This window comes from Sphingopyxis sp. (assembly GCF_025869345.1).
Lineage (GTDB): Bacteria > Pseudomonadota > Alphaproteobacteria > Sphingomonadales > Sphingomonadaceae > Sphingopyxis.
On sequence record NZ_JAOZVW010000129.1, the window covers coordinates 1 to 23,308 of the forward strand.

At 63.1% G+C, this 23,308-nt stretch carries 21 protein-coding genes and 2 tRNA genes; 16 read left to right on the forward strand and 7 right to left on the reverse strand.

The genetic code is table 11. The features are described 5' to 3' along the window. Positions 1-43: 43 nt before the first annotated feature. Positions 44-811: a 23S rRNA (guanosine(2251)-2'-O)-methyltransferase RlmB gene (rlmB, locus tag OJI97_RS13775; protein ID WP_297664363.1), complete on the reverse strand. Its 768-nt coding sequence runs from the start codon at positions 809-811 to the stop codon at positions 44-46. An 80-nt stretch (positions 812-891) separates the two neighbouring features. On the opposite strand from rlmB, the gene OJI97_RS13780 reads away from it, so the two are divergent. The 8 genes from OJI97_RS13780 to OJI97_RS13815 all read left to right on the forward strand — a co-directional run bounded on the left by OJI97_RS13780 (position 892) and on the right by OJI97_RS13815 (position 10,198). Continuing rightward, positions 892-977, forward strand: a tRNA-Tyr gene (locus OJI97_RS13780). A 186-nt stretch (positions 978-1,163) separates the two neighbouring features. Further along, positions 1,164-2,390, forward strand: a complete 1,227-nt coding sequence (locus tag OJI97_RS13785; protein WP_297664365.1) for a site-specific integrase — start codon at positions 1,164-1,166, stop codon at positions 2,388-2,390. 79 nt (positions 2,391-2,469) lie between these two features. Then, positions 2,470-3,036 carry an RNA polymerase sigma factor gene (locus tag OJI97_RS13790; protein ID WP_297664367.1) on the forward strand — a complete coding sequence of 189 codons (567 nt, stop codon included), beginning with the start codon at positions 2,470-2,472 and terminating at the stop codon, positions 3,034-3,036. Next, a complete protein-coding gene (locus tag OJI97_RS13795; protein WP_297664369.1) occupies positions 3,020-4,009 on the forward strand; it encodes a FecR domain-containing protein in 990 nt (329 codons plus the stop codon). The genes OJI97_RS13790 and OJI97_RS13795 overlap by 17 nt, the downstream gene beginning before the upstream one ends. Positions 4,010-4,102: 93 nt before the next feature. Then, positions 4,103-7,420: a TonB-dependent receptor gene (locus OJI97_RS13800; RefSeq protein WP_297664371.1), complete on the forward strand. Its 3,318-nt coding sequence runs from the start codon at positions 4,103-4,105 to the stop codon at positions 7,418-7,420. A gap of 225 nt (positions 7,421-7,645) precedes the next feature. Continuing rightward, positions 7,646-8,452, forward strand: a complete 807-nt coding sequence (locus OJI97_RS13805) for a LuxR family transcriptional regulator (protein WP_297664373.1) — start codon at positions 7,646-7,648, stop codon at positions 8,450-8,452. A gap of 298 nt (positions 8,453-8,750) precedes the next feature. Continuing rightward, a complete protein-coding gene (locus tag OJI97_RS13810) occupies positions 8,751-9,329 on the forward strand; it encodes a hypothetical protein (protein WP_297664375.1) in 579 nt (192 codons plus the stop codon). A gap of 380 nt (positions 9,330-9,709) precedes the next feature. Beyond that, complete coding sequence (locus OJI97_RS13815) at positions 9,710-10,198, forward strand: DUF6650 family protein (RefSeq protein WP_297664377.1); 489 nt, start codon at positions 9,710-9,712, stop codon at positions 10,196-10,198. Between the two features lie 128 nt (positions 10,199-10,326). Here OJI97_RS13815 and OJI97_RS13820 read toward each other — a convergent pair whose 3' ends face one another. The 6 genes from OJI97_RS13820 to OJI97_RS13845 all read right to left on the reverse strand — a co-directional run bounded on the left by OJI97_RS13820 (position 10,327) and on the right by OJI97_RS13845 (position 17,474). After that, positions 10,327-11,685: a hypothetical protein gene (locus tag OJI97_RS13820; protein ID WP_297664378.1), complete on the reverse strand. Its 1,359-nt coding sequence runs from the start codon at positions 11,683-11,685 to the stop codon at positions 10,327-10,329. A gap of 1,344 nt (positions 11,686-13,029) precedes the next feature. Next, positions 13,030-13,452, reverse strand: coding sequence for a DUF4112 domain-containing protein (locus OJI97_RS13825; protein WP_297664379.1), 423 nt, complete (start codon positions 13,450-13,452; stop codon positions 13,030-13,032). A gap of 41 nt (positions 13,453-13,493) precedes the next feature. Beyond that, positions 13,494-14,987: an ABC transporter substrate-binding protein gene (locus OJI97_RS13830; RefSeq protein WP_297664380.1), complete on the reverse strand. Its 1,494-nt coding sequence runs from the start codon at positions 14,985-14,987 to the stop codon at positions 13,494-13,496. An 84-nt stretch (positions 14,988-15,071) separates the two neighbouring features. Beyond that, complete coding sequence (locus OJI97_RS13835) at positions 15,072-16,403, reverse strand: alpha/beta hydrolase (protein ID WP_297664382.1); 1,332 nt, start codon at positions 16,401-16,403, stop codon at positions 15,072-15,074. 90 nt (positions 16,404-16,493) lie between these two features. Then, positions 16,494-16,569, reverse strand: a tRNA-Thr gene (locus OJI97_RS13840). A 20-nt stretch (positions 16,570-16,589) separates the two neighbouring features. After that, positions 16,590-17,474, reverse strand: coding sequence for a hypothetical protein (locus OJI97_RS13845; protein ID WP_297664404.1), 885 nt, complete (start codon positions 17,472-17,474; stop codon positions 16,590-16,592). Positions 17,475-17,525: 51 nt separating this feature from the next. On the opposite strand from OJI97_RS13845, the gene OJI97_RS13850 reads away from it, so the two are divergent. The 8 genes from OJI97_RS13850 to miaB all read left to right on the forward strand — a co-directional run bounded on the left by OJI97_RS13850 (position 17,526) and on the right by miaB (position 23,278). Next, on the forward strand, positions 17,526-18,104 hold the full coding sequence (locus tag OJI97_RS13850) for a NifU family protein (RefSeq protein WP_297664383.1): 579 nt from the start codon (positions 17,526-17,528) through the stop codon (positions 18,102-18,104). Between the two features lie 28 nt (positions 18,105-18,132). Then, positions 18,133-18,726 (forward strand): malonic semialdehyde reductase, encoded by a 594-nt coding sequence (locus tag OJI97_RS13855; protein WP_297664384.1) that lies wholly within the window; start codon positions 18,133-18,135, stop codon positions 18,724-18,726. After that, entirely contained in the window at positions 18,719-19,345 is a 627-nt protein-coding gene (gene tsaB, locus OJI97_RS13860; RefSeq protein WP_297664385.1) for a tRNA (adenosine(37)-N6)-threonylcarbamoyltransferase complex dimerization subunit type 1 TsaB, read from the forward strand. The genes OJI97_RS13855 and tsaB overlap by 8 nt, the downstream gene beginning before the upstream one ends. After that, the gene (locus OJI97_RS13865) at positions 19,342-19,803 is read left to right on the forward strand and encodes a GNAT family N-acetyltransferase (protein WP_297664387.1); all 462 of its coding nucleotides are present in this window, start codon (positions 19,342-19,344) and stop codon (positions 19,801-19,803) included. The genes tsaB and OJI97_RS13865 overlap by 4 nt, the downstream gene beginning before the upstream one ends. 125 nt (positions 19,804-19,928) lie before the next feature. Continuing rightward, positions 19,929-20,360 carry a MucR family transcriptional regulator gene (locus tag OJI97_RS13870; RefSeq protein WP_297664388.1) on the forward strand — a complete coding sequence of 144 codons (432 nt, stop codon included), beginning with the start codon at positions 19,929-19,931 and terminating at the stop codon, positions 20,358-20,360. A gap of 135 nt (positions 20,361-20,495) precedes the next feature. Continuing rightward, positions 20,496-20,918: a Fur family transcriptional regulator gene (locus OJI97_RS13875; protein ID WP_105999710.1), complete on the forward strand. Its 423-nt coding sequence runs from the start codon at positions 20,496-20,498 to the stop codon at positions 20,916-20,918. Further along, the gene (locus tag OJI97_RS13880; RefSeq protein WP_297664390.1) at positions 20,890-21,777 is read left to right on the forward strand and encodes a 1-acyl-sn-glycerol-3-phosphate acyltransferase; all 888 of its coding nucleotides are present in this window, start codon (positions 20,890-20,892) and stop codon (positions 21,775-21,777) included. Before OJI97_RS13875 ends, OJI97_RS13880 begins: the two co-directional genes overlap by 29 nt. Positions 21,778-21,940: 163 nt before the next feature. Then, on the forward strand, positions 21,941-23,278 hold the full coding sequence (gene miaB, locus OJI97_RS13885; protein WP_297664391.1) for a tRNA (N6-isopentenyl adenosine(37)-C2)-methylthiotransferase MiaB: 1,338 nt from the start codon (positions 21,941-21,943) through the stop codon (positions 23,276-23,278). Positions 23,279-23,308 lie beyond the last annotated feature (30 nt).

Below are 23,308 nucleotides of genomic sequence, written 5' to 3' on the forward strand. Positions count from 1 at the left end.
ACCCGCCGCGGGTGTGCTCCGCGCCCCCCCCAATCACGACGCCTTATGATCCGGCCGTCGCCACCGCATAGAGCGCGATCGCCGCGGCGTTCGAGATATTCAGGCTCTCCATCCGCGGCGAGATCGGCAGCTTCGCCAGCACGTCGCAATGCTCCATGACATTGTGGCGCATCCCGTCCCCCTCCGACCCCAGCACCAGCGCGACCTTGCTGCCGTCGAGCGTCTGCCCAAGCGTCGTGTCGGTGTCGCCCATCAGCCCGATGCGCCAATATTGCGCCTCGGCGATCTCCTCCAGCGCGCGCGACAGGTTGACGACGCGCACCCACGGCACGCTTTCGAGCGCGCCCGAGGCCGAGCGCGCGATGACGCCGCTTTCGGGCGGGCTGTGGCGGTCCTGCGTGACGATCGCGGCGGCATCGAAGGCGGCGGCCGAACGCAGCACTGCGCCGATATTGTGCGGGTCGGTGACCTGATCGAGCACGACCAGCGGCCGCGTGCTGCCGGCGTCGCTTTCCGCCTGCAGCAGGTCGCCGAGATAGACCTCCTCGAGCGGGTCGACCTCGATCACCAGCCCCTGATGCGGCGCGTCGCGCGCGACGAGCCGCGCGAGGTCGGCGACGTCGGCATAGCTGATCGGAATCACCGGCGGCAGGTCGAGCTGCCCCAGCGCTTCGCGTGTGCCCCAGATGCGCTTGACGCGGCGTTCGGGGTTGGCGAGCGCGGCCAGAACGGCGTGGCGGCCCCAGAAGCGAATGGCCTGTCCGCGCTGGCTTTGGCCGGCGGGACGACGATGGCGAGAAAATTGACGCATGATGCGGCGCCTTTCCCATGACTGCCATTGACAGGCAAGTCTCGTTTCGCCATTGGACCGCTTCCCAAAGCGGGCCCCATGGACAGGTGGCCGAGTGGTTAAAGGCAGCAGACTGTAAATCTGCCCGGGTTTCCGTACGCTGGTTCGAATCCAGCCCTGTCCACCATTTTTCGTTCCGGGGACTTCCGTAGAAGTCCCTAGAAATCCCAGAAAACCTAGCTTATTATGCCTGCGGCCTTCCGCTCGCGTCCGCTGCTGTCCGTGTGCAGCCGACGCGAAATGTGGGGGGGAGTGTGGGGAGAGATTTGTTTGCCCCGCATTTTGACGCCTCAAAGTGTGGGGAGAGAATCCGATGGGTAAACTCACGGCGATCGCGGTCAGGGCGGCCCTGACGAAGCCCGGCACTTATCAGGATGGAGATGGGCTGTTCCTGAAGGTGGACAAGCACGGCGGGGCCTACTGGCTCCTGCGCTTGCAGCGCGACGGAAAGCGGCAGGACATGGGGCTAGGCAGCGCCAAGCTGCTGACGCTGGCAGACGCCCGCGATAAGGCGAGCGCGCTACGCAAGGCAGTCAAGGTCGAACGCCGCGACGTTCTGGCCGAGAAAAAGGACGAAGCCGCCGCGAAGGTGACGTTCCGCGAGGCCGCGCGCCAATATCATGCCGAGAATAAGGCGGGCTGGAAAAGCGCCGTCTATGCCCGCCAGTGGCTCGCCAGTTTGGAAAACCACGCCTTTGCGAAACTGGGCGACATTCCGACCGGCGGCATTACCTCGCCCGACATCATCGCTGCGCTGTCCCCGATCTGGCAGGACATTCCCGAGACGGCGCGCCAAGTCCGCAACCGGATTTGTGCGGTGCTTGATTACGCCCATGCAAAGGGCTGGCGCTCGGCCGAAGCCCCATCGGGCAATGGGAGCCTGAAAGCGGGGCGCGGACTGCCCCGGCAGGTGAAGGAGCGCGCGAACCGCAAGGCCATGCCCTATGTCGCCGTGCCTGCCTTCATGGTGGCGTTGCGGCGCAAGCCCTCCTTCGGGCGGCTGGCGCTGGAACTGCTCGTCCTGACCGCTGTTCGTTCGCAGGAAGTCCGCCTTGCCACATGGGCCGAATTTGACCTTGAGGCGCGTCTATGGACGATTCCTGCCGATCATATGAAGCGGAGCAAGGCGCACATGGTTCCGCTCTCCGACGCGGCGCTGGCGGTGCTAGCGAGGGCGGCGGCGTTCAAGCTGCCGGAGAGCGATGTCGTGTTCCCCGGTGTGGCTGGCAAGCCGATGTCGGACATGACGCTGCTGAAAGTGCTGCGCGACATGAGCGAACCCTATCACGTCCACGGCTTTCGTTCCGCCTTTACCGACTGGGCGGCGAATGAGGGCTTTGCCGATGCCGTGGTCGAAGCGGCGCTGGCCCACAAGACACCCGACGCCGTGCAGGCCGCCTATCGCCGCACGACCTATCTTGGCACCCCCGATAATCCGGGCGCTCGCGTGAAGCTGATGACCGCATGGGGACGCTATTGCGCAAGCGGGGCGGTTGGCACGGGCAATGTCGTGCCGCTTCCGGGCAAGAAAGCGGGATAGTATCGGCCTCCGATTCCCACCGCCTTGACACCACCCCATTTCCGCCCACCCTCGCGCGAGGGGAGGATTCGGGCGCGCAATGGACGATCTCGATCAATGGTTTGCCGAGCAGATATTGCCCTATGAGGGCGCGCTGACCGCCTATCTGCGGCGCGTATGGCCCGATGCGTCGGAGGTCGCGGACCTGCGGCAGGAAGTCTATGTCCGCGTCTATCAGGGCGCGGCCAAACAGCGCCCGCCGGTCGCGCGCTTTTTCCTCTTCGCCATCGCACGCAATCTCCTGATCGACCGGCTGCGGAAAAGCCGTGTCGTCCCGATCGACCTGATGGAGGATTTGGACGCGGCGAACGTATTATCGGATGACATCACGGCCGACCGCATCATAAGCGGCCGTCAGGAACTGGCACAGCTCGAATCTGCGCTGGGCGACCTTCCGGAGCGATGTCGCGAGACGTTCGTGCTGCGGAAGATCGACGAACTGTCGCAGCGTGAGACGGCGGAGAAGATGGGCGTGTCCGAAGCGACGGTCGAAAAGCAGATGGTGAAGGCGATGCGGCTATTGGCGGATCGCTTCTGGAACGCTGCCTCGCGGTCGGGGCCGCGCACGGATGATGGAAAGGCGGATAGCGATGAAAAGCGCCGCTGACATCGAGCAGACCGCCGCCGAATGGCTGGTGCGCCGCGAAGGCGAAGGCTGGACCGACGCCGATCAGGCCGCATTCGACCGATGGGTCGCGGAGGAAACCGCACACCGCATCGCCGTGATCCGCCTCGAAACCGTGTGGCGCAAGGCGGGCCGCCTGCGCGTATCGGCGCTGCGGAGCGGTGAAACCCCGCCATCCGTCGCGCAAGCCGCCAACGAATCTTATGACGCCCCCCCGCCGACCCCGCGCCGCCGCTGGCTGTGGCCCGCCGCCATCGCCGCCTCGCTCGCGCTGGTCAGCGTCCCCGTCTATCAAAGTCTCACCGCCTCCGACACCTACGCCACCGCCGTCGGCGGCTTCCAGCGGTTCCCGCTCGCCGACGGCTCGCGCGTCGATCTCAACACCAATTCGCGTCTCGACGTCGCTTACTCCAAGGCTATCCGCCGCCTCGATCTTGAACAGGGCGAAGCCTTCTTCAAGGTCGCGAAGAATCCGGCGCGCCCCTTCGTCGTCCATGCCGGGGCGTGGCGTGTCACCGCCGTCGGCACCGCCTTCACCGTCAAGAGGCGCGGCGACGACATCGACGTGGTCGTTACCGAGGGCCGCGTCCGCATCGACCCGCCCGCGACCGGCGCCACGCCCGCGCGGCCCATCTTCGCATCGGCCGGACAGGTCGCGACGGCGACCGGCGCCAGCCCCGTCGTCCGGCCGATCGACGCGGCGGCGATGGACATGGCGCTGAGCTGGCGCGACGGCCTGCTGATCTTCGAGGGCCGCCCGCTGGGCGAGGTCGCGGCGGAGTTCAACCGTTACAATCAGGTCCAATTGATCGTCGACCCCTCCGCGACAGGCGTGATCGTCGACGGATCGTTCCGGGCCAATAATGTCGCGGGCTTTCTGCGTCTCCTCAATCAGGGGTTCGGCGTGAAAAGCGTCCAGGATGGACCGAACGAGCTCATTCTCAAAAAAATCTGATTGCCCGCGCGCCCGGCGTACCGGAAAAGACAGGCAGCTTCGTATTCCTCAATGAAAGCCGCAAAAACTGCGGCAAAACATGGGGGAGGATATATGCAGCTCAGGAAAATTGCGTTCGCCGTTCTGCTCGGTTCGACGAGCACGCTTTCGTGCGTCTCGGCCGCGCAGGCGCAGACGCCGGCCGTGCGTCAGGCTGAATTCAACATTCCGGCCGGCGATCTCATCGCCGGGCTGCGCGCTTTCTCGCGCCAGTCGCATGTCGAGGTGATGTTCAACGCCGCCGAGCTGCGCGGCCAGCGCACCGCCGGGGTCAAGGGCACTCTCAGCGCCGAAGAGGCGCTCCGCCGCCTGCTCGCCGGCGCGGATGCGGAACTGGTTCGCGATCCGTCGGGCGCTTTTCTGGTAAAGCCGGCGGGAAACGGCGCGCAGGCCGCCGCCGATGACGGCTATCGCGGCGAGGAAATCGTCGTCACGGCGCAGAAGCGCGTTGAATCGGCTCAGGATGTCCCGATCGCGATCACCGCCCTGTCGCAGAAGAATCTGGAAGAACAGAAGATCGAAAGCGGCGCCGACATCATGCGCGCGGTGCCGAACCTGACGTTCAGCAAGTCGAACTTCACCGGCTATAATATCTCCATTCGCGGCATCGGCACCAAGGCGATTTCCGCTACCAGCGACCCCGGCGTAGCGGTCAGCTTCAACAATATCGGCATGATCAAGAACCGCTTCTTCGAGCAGGAATTCTTCGACATGGAGCGACTGGAGGTGCTGCGCGGCCCGCAGGGCACGCTCTATGGCCGCAACGCGACGGGCGGGGTGATCAACCTGATTACCGCCAAGCCGAAGCTTGGGGAATTCGAGGGCAGCATCAAGGGCGAGGTCGGCAATTACGACAGCCGCCGCATGACCGGGATGCTCAACATCCCGATTGTCCCCGATTCTTTCGGTCTTCGTATCGCGGGATCGATGACCGATCGCGACGGCTATGATTATAATTCGGTGACCAAAAATCGCGTCAATGGCCGTGATCTTTACTCGCTTCGTGCAACACTCGGCTTCGAGAACGACTGGCTGCGCGGCAATTTTATCTGGGAACGGTTTCGCGAGAAGGACAACCGCTCGCGAACCGGGAAACAACTCTGTCATCGCGATGATGGGCCCGAAATGATCGGAACGACGCCGGTGCGTGCCGCACCTCCGCATCCCTCGGACGAACTGCGCGTGGCGCTGTTCAGTACGGGGTGCAAGGCGGGCAGCCTGTATGACGATGGGGCGTTCGATACGCCAAATGGACTCGCAACCGGCTATGTGTTCGGCCTCGCTGCGACGAACGTCATTTTCGTTCAGGGCTATGATCCTGCCATCAAAGCTAATGGCACTTTGCTAAACCTCACCGATCCCTACGGCGGCATGGGACAATCACGTAATTTGCGTGAAATCGCGTCGTTCCGAGACCCGATATATCGAGCAAGTTCGGATGTGCTCGAACTGAATTTGGACGCCGATCTTGCAGACGGCCTTACCCTGTCTTCGCAGACAGCGTGGAATTGGGACGATGTTTATAGTTTTCAGGACTATAATCGTTTCAATACTTTGCCGATTTTCAATGATACGTCGGGCTGGTTCGAGGATAGTCGCTTGTTGAAGCCGAGCCCGATGCGAGGCCTCGCCCCAGGCGGGATTTTTTGCGACCCGCAGATCGGTTGTTCCAAAACCCTCGGCGTTTTCGATATTTCGTCGGCCTATTCGAAGCAGTTTGCGCAGGAAGTTCGTCTTCAGTCGGATTTTGATGCCCCGCTCAATTTTAGTCTGGGAGGGAATTACACCAAATTCGGGACTCAGGACGATTATTATGTCATGAGTAATATGTTTACCGCTATCGCGAGCATGTATCCATTTAGCGGCGGCAGCTACGGGTGTGTCTTGCAGCCTGTTGGTTTCGGATTGGGGGTTTCCCCACCGATCGAAGGGGCGGAATACTGCCCCTATATCGACCCTAACCCCGTCGAGGATATCAATGGACAGGGACATAACTATTTTCGATCGTCGAATCCCTATAAGCTGAAAAGCTACGCTGCGTTTGGCGAGGTTTATTATAATATAAATCCGGATCTCAAATTTACCGGCGGCCTGCGCTTTACTCGTGATGAGAAGGTTTTTACGCCGGTTCCCAGCCAACTGCTCCTGGCGCCGACTACTTATGCTGGCGGTTTGGTAGGCAGGGGCTACCCCGCAAGCGATGATATTAAGCTGAGTTGGGGAGAGTTTACGGGTCGCGCAGGATTCGACTGGAAGCCGAATCTGAGTTTTACCGATGATACCCTCATCTATGCCTTCTACAGTCGCGGCTACAAGGCCGGCGGGATGAATCCGCCTTCGCCGGGATTTCCCACCAATCAACAATTGGTCGATGCCGGGATACTGCCCGAAGCGACAGCAATAAACTTGGAAGCGGGTAAATATATTCCGATCTTGCAGCTAACCGGGGTGAATTATGGCGCGACCTTTGAACCGGAATTCGTCAATGCCTTCGAGATCGGCACCAAGAATGTGCTGATGGGCGGGCGGCTGACGCTCAACGCCAGCGCTTTCTATTATGATTATAAAAATTATCAGGTGTCGCAGATCCGCGACCGGACGGCGGTGAACGAGAATTTCGACGCCAAGGTCTGGGGCGCCGAATTGTCGGCGCAGTTCGAGCCGGTGGATCGCCTGCGTCTCAACGCCAATATCGGCTGGCTCGGGTCGCGGATCGGCAAGGGCGAACAGTCGATCGATCCCATGAACCGCACGCTCGGCAATCCCGATTATGTCGTGACTAAGCCATGGCCTCAACTCCCTTCAAATTGTGTCATACCGGTTCACATGGCCGAAGCCTGGCTCACTTCGTTTAAGACAGGCATTGGACAATATTGGAAGATGTGCGGTGGATGGAGCGGGGGCTTGCTTGCTCTGACCGGATTAAGGCTTCCCGACCCAAAGACTGGGCTGCCCTATGACCCGGCGAACTATCCGGAGCTGAATGGCGGTGCCGGCTTTTACACCGATCTTTCGGGCAAGGAACTGCCCAACTCGCCGCATTGGACGGTGAACGTCGGCGCCGAATATACCATCCCCTTCGACGGCGACTGGAGCGCGACGATCCGTGGCGACGGTTACTGGCAGGCGAAAAGTTGGGCACGGGTCTATAACCTCAACCCCTATGACCGCCTTCGCGACTGGACGAACTTCAACATCTCGCTGCGCGTCGATGGTCCCGATGACCTGTCGATCGAAGCCTATGTGAAGAACGTCTTCAACTCGACGCCGATCACCGATGCGTTCCTGAACTCGGATGACTCGGGCCTGACGACGAACGTCTTCACGCTCGACCCGCGCATCATCGGGTTCAGCATCGCCAAGAAATTCTAGGGTCCTCTCTCCACTGGGGGAACACCTAGGCCGATGCCCGCTTGCTCCCGAGCAAGCATCGGCCCGGTTTTTTGACCGGACAACAGTCTCTCGCACTCCCTCTCCCCTGAGGGATAACTAGGCCGCCGCCCCGCCAGTCCCGGCAACGGGCGGCGGCCTCATTTGTCCGTCAGCGCAGGGAGCCAACATGATCCTCCGCCCCGACGGCAAGCTGGAGATGAAAGGATGCAAGGCGGCGATTTTCTGCTGAACGAAGGTCTGGACGCAGGCGCGCTGAGCTTCGGCGAGGCGTTCCTCGCCGAAATCCAGCAGACGGCTGGCCTTGCCGACGTCGAACGGCTGCTCGAAGCCGCGGCTCGGGAATTGGGCTTTCACCACTATGCGATGATCCATCACGACGATCACCGCGAGGGATCGGCTGGCCTCATCAACATGAACAATTATCCGCCCGACTATGCCGCAGCCTATTTCGGCGGCCTCTACCATCGCGACGATCCGGTCGTTCACGCCTGCATCGCCGCCAACGCCTGTTTCGCATGGTGCGAACTGGCCGACCTGATCGAACTGGCGCCGCGTCATCACCGCTTCCTCGAACGCGGCGCGCGCCACGGCGTCGTTCACGGCATCACCGTCCCCGCCTTCGTCTTGGGTGAGCGTAGCGGCTCCTGCAATTTCTGTAGCCCGCGCAACCCCGACCTGACGCAGCGCCAGATCGCCATCGCTCAGATGGTCGGCGGCTTCGCCTTCCAGAAAGCCCGTCGCATCATCGGCCGCCGCCCGCGCCCGATCCGCACCCCCGGCCTGCAACCCCGCCAACGCGAATGCGCGATCCTCGCCGCTCAGGGCAAAAGCAACACCGACATCGCCACCATCCTCGGCCTGACCCCCGCGACGATCAAATCCTACATCGAAGCCGCCTGCGGCCGTTACGAGGTCCACAATCGAACGCAGCTTGTTATCGCCGCCATCCTCGACGGCGAAATCGGCCTCCACGAAATCGCTCCGCGCCAATATCGGCATTTGGTGGGATAGGAAGGCCATTGGCGATTAGACAGTTGACAACGGCCCACGAACCGGCCGCCGCTGCGAGGATACCCATCTCGCACATGCGTGCCGGATCACTGCCGCAGCGTTGCTGTTGTTCTGGCGGGGGCAGAAGAACTGTGCAAGCGTTGAGCTGAAATGCGAAGGGACTATATCAGATTTTCGCCCGATCTCAGTCTTTGCTGATAACAATACGATTCCTCGAAAGCCGTCAGAAATTCAGTAGCGCAAAGTTTCTCGCTCCTCTGTATCGTTCGACGGAGACTTGCTGAAGGGGCGTTTCGCTATGGATGAGTGGCCGCAGATACCGGAAGATGTCGTGCAATGGTTCCGCAGAGTTTTCGCGCAGGCCAATTATAAAGTGTGCGAACGCCTCGCTAACTTGCCCAACGTCCGCGAAACCTCGCTCGACGACGGACTGATCGAAACCCTTATTCCCGACGCGGCCCCGACATTGCTCCCCTCAGGTGCCATTGTACGAATGGACATGCACAATATCGGAGGGCTTCGGCGTCTCGGCGGGCCGCCTTTCTGGGATGAACCCTTTCGGTCTCGCTGGGAAACTGCGGACATCGGTATTCTTGTGTTCGTATATCGGGGCGACGATCTTGTTGCGAAGAAGATCGGCCTGCTACAATCGAAACGATTGTATCCCGCTAATAATGATGTCGACGATGACGATGAAATCGGTTTTCGGCACGGCATGAACGCTTTTATCCGGCGCGATCAAAAACAGGCTGCTGGTGCATTACACGCCCATTTCCATTTTGATGAAAATTGCGTTTATGGCGCCCTTAATACTGGAAGTCACCAATCCAGACTCGTCGACCAATTCAATGAAAGTTTTGGAGAGGCTATCTATTAACTATTCTATAATCCACCACACGTTCCATTCGACGTGCAATATCCCCTCCAGCAGAGAATTCGTGTGGACGAGGCTTCGCTTGGGTGTCGTGTCATTGAAGCTGGTCATGTTCACGGCAAGCTCGGTGAGCTTCGCGAAGGTCAATCGCCTACCCTAGCATCTATCGGCGAGAAGAGTGGTTGGTCGCTCGAATACTGGGCGGCTGACCTCTTGCTCACCTGTAGGGTCGGCCAGATGTTCGACAGCGTGAACGATCGTGACGTCAGTTACCTACTCGAGCGGCGATCGGGACCGATAGGTGCGGCCCTAGCCGCCTCCATCACATTACCGGACTAGGTTGGAGATTTTGGATGCGGACCCCTTTCAAACGCGCGAAGACGGTGACGGCCGATACTGCTCGGCGGATTACGGGAATTTCCTTGCCGATCGGCGGTTTGCAATGGGCCGATCCTGGCCCATCCGACGGTGATCGCGTTCGTGGTTTCCTCACTGAACTTGAAGACCGGCGAGTACTTTACAATCCTGATTGGCTCGAAGTGCGAAGTCAGGTTGATCAGTCGATCATCGAAATTCGACGGGCCTGTACCGAAGCACTAAAGGCATTCTCTCCTTCGGATTTCGCGTCGGTTCCTATGCGTAATATTCGCGCGGCATGCCGTCGCTATCTCGATGAATCAACCACCGAGTTTCGTCATGTGGGATTTCACACGTATCGCGATGATATGACGCCTGGAGCATTTCTTGCTCTGGGAGCATTTCGCGCCGCAGTGGGGCATGAGGTAGCCCGCTTGGCAGCGCGCTATGATATAGAGGTTGAAGGCGATCTTGCCACCGTGTTGCCGGAGATAGATAGGGAAGACTGCGATTAATGGAACGTCGGAGAGTGAACTAGAAATGTCTCACGTGCATACTGTCGATTTTATCGCCAATAGCTGCCAGTCTGCGACCGGCCAAGTCCCGCGATAGGAGGGCGTTAGCACACCGCACACCTCCAGCCCTAAGGTTTGGGAAATTCCACAATGCTGCCGACGGTCTCTTCGAGCGCGGAGCGGCACGCGAGCTTGAACGCTTCATCGTCAGGATGATCGATAAGATGTACCGCTAAGGGGTATAGGTCGGCGGTCCTGACAAGCGCAACGCTGAGCCGTTTGGCGTTGATCAGGCTCTTCTGCGTGAACTGATCAGCGCGTTGCGCTGGAGGTGTCAGCCGAAAGCCGTTACCGAACAAGACGCCTTTAGCAGGGGCTTCGACCTCCTCGCGCTCGAAATCCTCCCCGATATTGGATTCGAGCTGTCGGAACTTCGAAATGTCGATCGCGGAATTATCTTTGCCCTCGGTCTCGCCAATCATGCGAATCCCGCCAGGCCCTTGTATCACATGGTCGATTTCCAGCTCGCCGATACGCAGCGTTTCGACGCCGTAGCCCATGAGACGCAAGGTATTTTCCACTGCTTGCTCCAAGGGTCTGCCGGTCTCGTAAAGGAGGTGCGCGTAACCAGCGACAGCGGTTCGATTTTCCACCTGCTCAACCTGCTCTGCACGCAGTTCGCTCAACTTTTGATCCAGTAGGGCCAGCCTATCGTCCATCGTGCGGAGGAGTTGGGGCGTCGCAATATCCTCCGTCCATTGGGGAGGCGGCGCCCGCTCTGTTGAACCGCGCACATGCTTGTCGATCGCTACCAACTGGCCGAGTATCGCCCGCGATTTTTGGAACGCCGCTGTCGTCCATATCTCTTCGTCGTCTTCACCTGTCTCCGTGAAATCAGGCTCGTCGAAGTCGAAATAGGGTAGTAGGATGAGCGCGCCGGGATGGCCATCGAGCCGCATGAGCGAAGCAATCGCCGAACCGTCGCGCGCCGTGAATATTTTCTCACCATTCCCTGATGTCGCAATGACGCGGTAATGCGCGAAGTCTTTCAGGACTTCATATAGCGGGCGGTAGGCGCTATTCGCCACGACCATCTTCTCACCACGCGCGTTCTGGACTTGTATCTTGACGGGGATCGCCTGGTAGTTGCTGAAATTCCTCGTGCTATAGGTGCGCTGCTTTCTATCGTAGGTGCTACCAGTCGCGCCCTGGTCCTCCATATATTCATTAAGGAGGACGAAGACGGTTTTGTTGGCCTTTAAAGCATTGCGGAGTTCGCTAGCCCAATGACTGATCGCCTTAACCATCCCAGCCGTCGCTTCAACGGTGAGGCACGAGCCGCCGCCAGTGAACTGGATTCGGTCACCATAAGGAAGCACGGGATCGAAAACTACGATGTCGTGATCACGCAGCGACGCGCCGGAAAAAAAGTCGAAATGTTGATCTGCACTAGGAATGTTGGTGTTGACGGCGACAATAGATTTCACGGCTGGCCTCAGTGAAAAAGATACTTACTACGATTACCGGGTGGTCCACCTTTACTCAAGGTGAGGATACCGCGTCGCACATTTGCGCAGGAAATCGATTGTCTTTTAAACGGTGCCGCGTGGCGGTCGATTTTTGAGGTAAATATTTCATAAACAATGATTTAATCTCTTCTTCCGCGTTTGCGGCCCGAATAACTGTAAACCGATTTTTCGTTGGCAACTCGATCAGACCTCCAATTGGTATGGCGCCATACACCGTCTGCTAATCGGTTCACGTCGTCTCGTCCGACGACTATTCTGATTGCAACCGTCGCATTCCTTCGCGCCAAAAGCTACCAATCCGCTAGCGGCCAAAAGGCTCATGTCGTGTGCCGAAGCGGCGCCTCCAGGAGCACTTGCAGAGTTTTTCGCTTGCGTCTTATTCTGGCAATAATCTCCGCCACACGCGATGGCGACAATCCGAACTGCCGCCCGAGTGCTGCATAGCTTGCCCCTTCGCTATGTAGCCTTTCCATTTCGGCATTCCGTGCATCCTTCACCGTCATCGATATTATCCTCATATTGAACTTGCCGACGTAGTTTCGCCGTCGGTGGCGCTTCAGCATCGGTCACTCCAATATCGCGCCGCAAGACGTTCGCGCAAGTATAAGTTCATATTATGTTCCTGTCGGGGTTGCAGCCTCGATTGTTCTGCGTCGGCCAATGGCGAACGATGTTCAGTCCGCGCTCTTGTCCGTGAGCCCGCGTGAGAGGTTAGAACGAACCCGCTCGATGGACGAAGCAAGCCTGATCTTGGGGTTTGTCACGTCAATGGTCGCTGCGAGTCGCAGCTTTCGTCCGTTCTTCACCTTTTGAACGCGAAATTGGACATTCCGCTAACGACCATAGTAGCGCGGCGGTCTGCGTAGGCGCTTCGTCAGGCTCCGAGATTTTTGATGGGATGTTAGATTCCGGGGTTTACCGGTATGGCAAGATATAAAGCTACGGCACCGTCCGCCTATGCGGACAGCATCTAAGCTATTGTCTGCACATCATATTTTAGAAAACTGAAACAGTGCCGCTCCGTTAGGGATAGTGCCAAGACCCTTGGAAACGGCAGTTTTCTGCCGCATTTGGCGGCACTGGTCTTGATATGGTTCGGCTGCGCTCACGGGGCGCGGTGACGTGCGCTATCCATTGGCGATCATTTCACCTGAATCGGTGATGGTGCCTCAAAAATGTGGGGGAGAATGTGGGGGAGCGTTTCTGGTATGGTTAAAAATGATATGTATTTCAATTCAATAGGAGAATAGTTCGATACAAGCCCTGCCACCATCTCCTTTTCGCCGGGCGGCACCCGCTCCCCTACTGGTCGATGATCATCGTCCCGGGATGGTGCTTGTCGAGATGCTTGCGGATGATCCGAAGGTTGCGGCTGTTCGACCGGAACAGAAAGTCGAAGGCGTCGCCCGCGATCGGGATCGCGCCCAGCGCGGTGTCGACGCCGAGGTTGCCGATCATCCGCCAGATCTTCCATTTCGGCATACCGAGGTTGCGCGCTTCCCAGATGATGTAGGCGCCCATCGTCGCGGTGATGACGTCGCCGACGACGGGGACGAGACCGACGATGGCGTCGAGCCCGACCGGGCGATTGATGCCGGGGATGACGAAGCTGCGTTCGAGCAGATATTCGAGCGTCTCGATCCGCTTGCGGAGCGCGGCGGGGTCGCGGCGGTTCGACACCAGCGCGTCGAAAATCGCGTCGGGATTGGGGGTGGAAGGGGCCATGCGGGTCCTTTCAGAGGGCGCCGGGGGTGCGCGCCGCTGTATTACTTAGGTAAAGCAATCAGGTGATTCAATGGGTGCGCGGCGCGGGCGTTGGCGCGCAGCCCGGTCAGCCGCTGCGACGCGATCGACCAGCGCAGCGGGGTCGCGAGCGGAATGAAGGGGACATAGCGCGCGAGCACCGCTTCGGCCTCGCCGACCTGGCGGGCGCGCTGCCCCGCGTCGATATTGGCCATGGTCGCGTCGATGCGCTGCTGCGCGTCGCGGTTGCAGAGCGTGTCGGGCTGGCACGACAGGCGGCGCAGCGCCCACAGCGCGTCGTCGTTCGGCGCGACCTCGTCGATCAGCCGCAGGTCCGACGCGGCGTTCATGCCGACGCGTTTGCTCTCCAGCCCGATCGCCGCGAAATCGGCGGCGACATAAGCGAAGAGGATGCGCCCGCCCGGCGTGTCGGGGACCGCGATGCGCAGCGGATCGATCGTGTGACCGGCGTGGCGCCAGGCATCGACGGCGCGTTTCGCCTGAATCTGCCGCGAAGCCTCGTCATAGGCGGTCCAGGCGGGCAGCAGCGGCTCCGGTCCGCCGTCGCGGCGATAGACCGAAGGGCGCAGCGCCTCCTGCGGCTGCCATTCGGTGAGCCCGAAGGCGTCGACGAGCCGCTGGCGCCGGATCGCGCGCGACAGCGCATCGCGATTGACGTCGGTCGCGAGGAAGCCCTCGGCGCGGGAAAAGGCAAGGCCGAAGAGGCCGGGCGCGGGATCGACGATCAGCCGCGAGCGGCCGATATTCGTCGCAGCGAAATAGGGCAGGGTCGAAAAGCGCCCGCCGACGACGCCGTCGGCATAGCCATTTTTGAAGCGCGCGACCGCGCCCTCGGGCGAGGTGCCGACCAGTTCGATCGAGGCCGCGGGATCGTTGGCGGCGGCTTCGGCCGCCTCCGGATCTTCCGCCAGCGGGTCGGGGGCGGGCGATAGCAGGACCGCGCGGCCGACTTTATGCACCCGCATCGGCCCCCAGCCCATGCCCTTGTAGACGATCGCCATCGACGGCTGCGCGAGCAGGTCGAGCATGTTCGGCTGCGGCACCGACAGGCGAATCTCGATGACGCTGTCGGTCATCGCCTTGATCGTGTCGATCTCCGGAAAGTCGGACTTGAGCAGGTGGCGGCTCGCGGGAGCGAGATAGGCGCGCAGCACCGCGGTGACGTCGTTGGCGGTCACCTTGCGCCCGTTGGTCCATTTCGCCTCGCGGATACGGAAGATATAGCTGCGCCCGTCGGCGGTGACGGTCCAGCGTTCGGCAAGGCCGGTGTCGATCTGCCCTTCGCCGTCGAAGCCGACCAGCCCCTGTGCCGACGCATCGAGCAGCGCCGCATTGGCGGCCGACAATTCGCCGTTCAGCGGATTGGCGGCGGTGTTCAGCGGCCCGATCGCGGCGATTTTGACCGGGCCGCCGCTGCCGAACAGCCCGCAGCCCGCCAGCGCGAGCGTTGCGGAGGCGGTGAGCAGGATAGCGGCGGCGGGGCGAAGGAAGCGCATTGCGGGCACCCTAGGCCGACATGGCAGGAATTGGAATCGTCATTGCGAGCGAAGCGAAGCAATGACGAAGATCGATACCCGCGCTCAGCCCCCCGCCGGGCGTGTCATCGCCGCGTCGCCATACTGATCCGCGAGCTTGCCGCCCCTCGCGAAATCGATGAGCAGGCGGAAATAACCGGGGGTGTAGCGGGTCGACAGGCGGCTGCCGTCGGGGGCTTCCTCGAACTCGGTCATCCCGTGCTCGGCCTTCGGAAAGAGGGCGAGGGTGATCGGCTGGCCGGCGGCGATCAGCGTCTTCAGCCGCCGCGCGGTCTCGGCCGAGGGGGCGTCGATGTCCATCCCGCCGAGCGCCCAGAGCTGCGGCGCCTTCACCGCGCGAAGCGTCGGCATCGGGTCGTAGCGGAAGGGCGTATGAAAGCGGAATTGCGCGCCCTTGGTGCGGATATCCTCGGCGCTCATGCCGAGGATGATGTGGGTGTAATTGCCGTAGACGTCCTTGTACCAGGGCTCGCCGCGATAGCGCGCGCGCACCGCGTCGAGTTCCGCGATCCCCTCGGTCATGCCGCTCTCGAACACGCGGGTCGCGGCGTCGCCGATCTCCTCCGCCTTGGCGATGACGTCGGGGCCATAGCCCTTGAGCCCCATCTGAAAGGCGATCGCCTCGCGGTCCTCGTCGACCACCGACACCGCGAGCCCGAAGCTGACGATGACGAAATCGACATCGGTGCGCGTCGCGGCGAGCGGGGCGACCCAGCCGCCCTGGCTCGGCCCCTGAAAGCCGAAGCGCGCGCCGCGCTTTCCCGCAAGGCGCCGCGCCTCGGCCAGCGCGGCGGCGGCATCGTCGGCGAGCAGCGAATAATCCTGTGTATAGGTATCGCCCGACGCGCCGGTGCCGCGCTTGTCATAGACGAAAGCACCGATCCCGGCGGCGGGAAGCAGGCGTTGCAGGCTGTTGCCGTCGCGCGCCGAATCGAACTCGGCGCCGTGCAGCAGGACGACGATCGGCACCGGGCCCTTGCCGGGCGGCAGGACGAGGCGGCCGACGAGCCGCGTGCCGTGGCTGGTGAAGGTCGTTTCCTGCGTGACGAGGGGGATGCGCGTTGCGGGGCTGCCGTCGAACGCGATCCGGCCCGCGGCGCAGTCCGTGAGACTCACCCGGTGTCCATCGGGCCGGCCGGTCCAGCCGAACTGGCTGACCCAGTCGCCGTCCGCCGCAACGAGCTTGCCGGTCGCGCCGTCGAGGTCGCGCCAGCGCAGCGTGCCGGGGTCCGACGCCGCAAGATCGACCACGCCGCCGCCAGGCAGGCGATAGGTCGCGGGGGCGCAGGCGCTCGCGCCGGCGGCGGGCGGCGCCGCGAGGGCGGGCGTCGCGGAGGCAGCAAGCAGGAAGGCGGCGGCGGAACGAAGGAAGCGCATCGCCGCGCACTTTAGGACGGTCCGCCGCGCAAGGCCATGCCCTTCTCGCCCCGCCGCGCGGCGACCGGCGCTGCAACGGAACGACGGGCGTGGTGCCGGCTGTCAGACTCGAACTGACGACCTACCGCTTACAAGGCGGTTGCTCTACCAACTGAGCTAAGCCGGCGCACACCAGCGCGCTTTGCGTCAAATAATGCCGAAGGTCCAGCCTTCGGTGACGGCGAGCGCGCCGGAAAGCGGGGCGGGGGACCAGGGCGCGGCGTCCGATGCGATCGCGCGCAGCCAGGCAGCGGTCAGCAGCGCGTCGCTGGCGTGGTCGCTCATCGGCCCCGTCAAGCCGACGGGCGGCGAGCCGAGTGCGGCGAGGGCGGCGTCGAGCGTCTTGCCGTCGCGGATCTTGCTGCGCCCCGGCGCGATCCCGGCCGCGCGCGCGGCGAGGCTGGTGTAGATTTCGACGAGCAGCGGACCTGTCGCGGGCACCGGGTCGAGCGGCCAGAGCGGGATGCGGCCGCGCAGCCGGTGGAGCAGGCGCATCCCCGCGAGGCTGGCCTTGCCGACCTGCGCCGCGCCGACGAGGTTGAAATTGCTGACGCTCGCCGCCTGCCGCGTCGCGCGCTGATGCTGTTCGACGACGCGCAGCCGCCCCGCCCCGGGCGCATAGAGGTCGCCGACATCGCCCCGGCCGTGGCGGAAATGGCGGTGCGCCTCGGGATGGGCGAGAAAGCCGCCGACCTCATAATGCGGATCGCCGGCCGCGAGCGCCTCTACCAGCGCCCACAGTGCGGGGACATCGGCAGGACTTTCGGCCCATCCGGGGAAATAGGCGCCGCGATCGGCAAAGGCGAAGGCCGCTGAAAAGTCGAAGCCGATCAGCATGTCGGCGCGCGATGCCGTGGTTTCCTCGATCCAGGCGAGGATTTCGGCGCGCGACCAGACATGCCCCGGCCGCACCAATGCGGGCGCCGCGGCGCCGCTTGCGACCGCCAGCGCGATCCCGCGCTGGCGCGGGCCGCGCGCGCCCGACCAGTCGAGCGCGGCGAAATGGGTGAAATGGCGCATTCGGGCGGCCATAGCCAAGCCTGCCACCTTGCACAAAGCGCCGCGGCGTCCCACATGCGCTTCATGCTGATCGAAACCGAATCGACGCCCAATCCCGCGACGCTCAAATTCCTGCCCGGCCGGGCGGTGATGGAGGCGGGAACCCGCGATTTCGCAAGCCCCGAAGAGGCCGAGGCTTCGCCGCTCGCGGCCGCGCTCTTCGCGCTCGGCGACGTCACCGGCGTCTTCTTCGGCCGCGATTTCGTGTCGGTGACGATCGCGCCGGGCGCCGCATGGGCCGATGCGAAGCCCGACGTGCTCGGCATCGTGATGGATCATTTCCTCGCCGACATGCCGCTTTTCAACCCCGCGAGCGCCGCGGGAATCAGCGTTCCGGGCGAGGAGGAGGGCGGTTTTGCCGACGATCCCGCCGACGCCGACATCGTCGAACAGATCCGGGAACTCATCGAGACGCGCGTCCGCCCCGCGGTCGCCAACGACGGCGGCGACATCATCTATCGCGGCTTCGACAAGGGGAATGTCTACCTCAAGATGCAGGGCGCCTGTTCGGGCTGCCCGTCGTCGACCGCGACGCTGAAGAATGGCATCGAAGCCCTCTTGAAACATTATGTGCCCGAGGTAACGGCAGTCCACGCCGTCTGATCCAGACTTTCAGCCAGGAGATACCCCGATGAGCGAGCCGCTGTCCGATAGCGCTCTCGACCAACTGTTCCGCACCGCGCGCACTTATAACGGCTATCTCGACCGGCCGGTGTCGGAGGACCAGCTTCGCGCGATCTGGGACCTGATGAAATATGGGCCGACCAGCGCGAATGCGTTGCCGGCGCGCCTCATCTGGTGCGTATCGGACGACGCGAAGGCGAAGCTCGCCGCCTTCGCATCGGAAGCGAACAGGCCGAAGATATTGCGGGCGCCGGTCACCGCGATCATCGCGATGGACCATGAATTCTACGAGCATCTGCCCGACCTGTTTCCGCACACCGATGCGCGGAGCTGGTTCGTCGGCAACGAAGCGGTCGCTGAGACCACGGCGTTCCGCAATTCGAGCCTGCAGGGCGCCTATTTCATCATGGCGGCGCGGGCGCTGGGGCTCGATACCGGGCCGATGTCGGGTTTCAGCAACGATGCGGTCGATGCGGCCTTTTTCGCCGATACGCCCAAGGTGAAGAGCAATTTCATCTCGACGCTCGGCTATGGCGATCCCGCGACGATCTTCGAGCGCAGCCCGCGCCCCGATTTCGAGCGTTTCAACCGCATTGCCTGAGGGACGAACGCTCGTCATCGACAGCGCCAGCGAGGCCTGCTCGGTCGCGCTGGTCGAGGGCGGGCGCATCGTCGATTTCCGGCATGAGGTGATCGGCCGCGGCCATGCCGAACGGCTCGTTCCGCTGATCGCCGAACTGGCCGACGGCGGCCGCGCGACGTCGATCGCGGTCGGCTGCGGTCCGGGGAGCTTCGCCGGGGTGCGGATCGGCGTCGCGGCGGCGCGCGCTCTGGCGCTCGGCTGGGGCGTGCCGGTGCGGGGCTTTTCGACCCTCGCGCTCGTCGCTGCGGGCGCGGCGGAGGCGATCGCCGATGCGGACGGCGCGCTGATCGTGATGGAGGGCGGCCATGGGCAATGGTTCGTCCAGCCGTTCGCCGCCGACCTGACGCCGCGTGCCGGCCTTCTCTCGCTGCTTCCGGACGACGCGATCCGGGCCGGCGACGAACTGGCGATCGGCAACCGCTCCGAGGCGTTCGTCGCGCGCCGCGGCAGCGGCCGCGCCATCGCCATGCTGCCCGACGCTCGCGCTTTCCCGAACCTGCCGGCAAGTGCGCTCTTCGCCGATCCCAGCCCGATCTACGGCCGCGCGCCCGACGCCAAGCCGATGGCGGCGGCATGAGCGGCTCCGTCCGCCTCGCCACCGCCCGCGTCGGCGATCTGTCGGCGGCGATGCGCGTGATGGAGGCGGCGTTCGACCCCGCTTATGGTGAGGCGTGGAGCACGGCGCAGCTTCTCACCCTGTTCGCGCTCCCCTCGGCGCGCGTCTGCCTTGCCTGGGACGGCGACACGGCGTGCGGTTTTTCGGCGGCGCGGATGGCTGGCCCCGAAAGCGAGCTTCTCCTGCTCGCTGTCGATCCGGCTTCGCGGGGGCGCGGAGTGGGCCGGATGCTCATGGACGACTGGATGGCCTGGGCGAAGGAGGAGGGCGCCGAGGAATATTTTCTCGAGATGCGCGCCGACAACGACGCCGTTCATCTTTACGAGCGGACCGGCTTTTCGGAATGCGGGCGCCGCCCTGCTTATTATCGCGGCGGCGATGGGGTCGTCCGCGACGCGATCACCATGCGGTGCCGCTAGGATTTCGCGCCGAAATCGGTGATTGCGAAATTACATCCAGAATGGCATGAATCGCGCCTCGATACTATTGCCGCACTATAATCCACCCGTTCTTCTGGGAAACTCGCAAAAAGGAAAATCCTCCCATGTCGGATCAAGCCGATACCAATGAAATGCTCGTGACGCTGACCGCCGATATTGTTGCGGCGCACGTCAGCAACAACAGCGTCGCCATTTCGGACCTCGCCATATTGATCAACAATGTTCATGCAGCGCTCTCGAACCTCGGCGAGCAGCCGGTGGTCGAAGAAAAGCCGGTGCCCGCGGTGTCGGTGCGCGCATCGGTGAAGCCCGACTACATCGTCTGCCTCGAGGACGGCAAGAAGCTGAAGATGCTGCGCCGTCACCTGATGACGCACTACAACATGACCCCCGACGATTATCGCGCCAAATGGGGCCTGCCCGCCGACTACCCGATGGTCGCGCCCTCTTATGCCGAAAAGCGCCGCGCGCTCGCGAAGGAAATCGGCCTCGGCACCAAGGGACGCGGCGGCGGGCGCAAGCGCCGCAAGGCCTGAGCTGGAGCGACCATTGGTCCCGTCGGGACAGCAAGGGGGCGGTGCCAAGGGGCGCCGCCCTTGTTCTATTTATAGTGTCACCCTATACAGTTCGCATAAGGAAAGACACGACTGCAAAAGGCAGGAAAGGCCCGCATGTCCGGAACCATCGACCTCGAAGCATTGTGCCACGAAAAGGGGCTGCGCATCACCGAGCAGCGCCGCATCATCGCCCGTGTCATTTCCGATTCCGAGGATCATCCCGATGTCGAGACGCTCTATGAGCGCGCGTCGAAGGTCGACAGCGGCATTTCGATCGCGACTGTCTATCGCACCGTTCGCCTGTTCGAAGAGGCGGGGATTCTCGATCGCCACGATTTCGGCGACGGCCGCTCGCGCTACGAAGCCGCGCCCGAGGCGCATCACGACCATCTGATCGATGTCGAGACGGGACGGGTGATCGAATTCGTCGATCCCGAGCTCGAGGCATTGCAGAAGGTCATCGCCGAACGGCTGGGCTTCCGCCTCGTCGACCATCGCATGGAGCTTTATGGCGTCCGGCTCGACCGCAAGGATTGATCCGGCCGCAGCGCGCGCCGCGATCGCGGCGGGGCAGCCGGCACCGATTTCGCTGAGGGGGAAGGCGCGCATCGCGTGGCGCGTGATGCTGCTTCTCCTCGCGCTCCTCGTCCTGGTGCCGCTCCATTATCTCTACCGGATCGTCAGCTACGGTTCGCCCTTTCCGAAGCTGTTCCTGTTCCTCGCCGCGCGCATCGCGGGCGCGCGGGTGGTGCGCCACGGGACGCCGCTGCGCCGCGACGTCTTCTTCATCTCGAACCATATCAGCTGGGTCGATATCTTGTCGCTCGCCGGGGCCAGCGGCACCGCCTTCGTCGCCAAGGCCGAACTGGGACGGGTGCCCGTGATCGGCTGGCTCTGCCGCCTCAACCGCACGGTGTTCGTCAGCCGCGAGGATCGCGGCGGGGTCGCCGGCCAGATCAACCTGCTGCGCGAGGCGCTCGCCGACAATTGGTCGGTGACCGTCTTTCCCGAGGGCACGACGACCGACGGGCAGTCGCTGCTGCCGTTCAAGACCTCGATGATGCAGGTGCTCGACCCGCCGCCGCCCGCGGTGCTCGTCCAGCCGGTGATGCTCGATTACGGGCCGCTCGCCGAGTGGATCGGCTGGATCGGCGACGAGGCGGGGATCGACAATGCCCGCCGCATCCTGGCGCGCCCGGGCACCTTCCGGCTCGACATCCATTTCCTCGAACCCTTCCACCCGCGCGACTTTCCCGGCCGCAAGGCGATCACCGCGGAGGCGCGGCGGCGGATCGAGGACGCGCTGGTCGCGACGCTCGGCAAGCCGCTGCGGCCCTTTCCGCACTATGTCGCGCCGGTGCGCTATCAGCCGGCCACGCTGGAAGGCGACGGATGACGGCCTCTCTATCCGCGTGTCCCCGCGAAGGCGGGGACCCAGAGCGTAATAACGCGGCGGATGCCTGTGGCAGCCCTGGGTCCCCGCCTTCGCGGGGACGCACGGAAAAAGGTTCGGCCCGAATCTCCTTCAATTTCGCCCCTCATTCCTCTATCGGGGCCGCATGACCGCACCCCCTCCTGCCAAGACTTTCCACGTCAAATCCTTCGGCTGCCAGATGAACGTCTATGACGGCGAGCGCATGGCCGAGATGCTCGGTGCCGAGGGCTATGTGCCCGCCGCCGAGGGCGCCGACGCCGACCTCGTCGTGCTCAACACCTGCCACATCCGCGAGAAGGCCGCCGAGAAAGTCTATTCGGACATCGGCCGCCTGAAGCGCGCGGACGGCAGCACCCCGACGATCGCCGTCGCGGGCTGCGTCGCGCAGGCCGAGGGTGCCGAGATCGCACGCCGCGCGCCGAGCGTCGATGTCGTCGTCGGCCCGCAGGCCTATCACCGCCTGCCCGGCCTGATCGCGCGCGCGGAGAAGGGCGAGAAGGCGATCGACCTCGACATGCCGCTCGACAGCAAGTTCGGCGCGCTGCCGAAACGCGCCGGCGGCCAGCGCCCGACCGCTTTCCTGACCGTGCAGGAAGGCTGCGACAAATTCTGCACTTACTGCGTCGTCCCCTATACGCGCGGCGCCGAGATCAGCCGGCCTTTCGCGGACCTGATCGCCGAGGCGCGCGCGCTCGTCGCGGGGGGCGTGCGCGAGATCACCTTGCTCGGCCAGAACGTCAACGCATGGGACGGCGAAGATGAAAAGGGCAGGGCAATCGGCCTCGACGGGCTGATCCGCGAACTCGCGAAAGAGGATGGCCTCGAACGCATCCGCTACACGACCAGCCACCCCAACGACATGACCGACGGGCTGATCGCCGCGCATGGCGAGGTCGAGAAGCTGATGCCTTTCCTCCACCTGCCGGTGCAGGCGGGCAGCGACCGCATCCTCGCCGCGATGAACCGCAGCCATTCGGTCGAAAGCTATCTCAAGGTTATCGAGCGCGTCCGCGAAGCGCGGCCGGACATCGCGATCTCGGGCGACTTCATCGTCGGCTTCCCCGGCGAGAGCGAAGAGGATTTCCAGGCGACGCTCGATATCGTCCGCGCCACCCATTATGCGATGGCTTACAGCTTCAAATATTCGCGCCGCCCCGGCACCCCCGCCGCGACGATGGACGGGCAGGTCGACGAAGCGGTGATGAACGACCGCCTGCAACGCTTGCAGGCGCTGCTCAACGACCAGCAGCAGGCGTTCAACCAGGCAAGCGTCGGCCGCACCACGCGCCTGCTCCTCGAACGCAAGGGCAAGCTCGACGGCCAGCTCATCGGCAAGTCGCCGTGGCTCCAGTCGGTCCATGTCATCGCGCCGGGCCTCGCGATCGGCGATATGATCGATGTGCGGCTCACCTCGGCCGGCCCGAACAGCCTCGCCGCCGAACCGTTGATGGCGGCCGCCTAGTGCGCGTCCAGCACCCACCGCTTCCCCGAG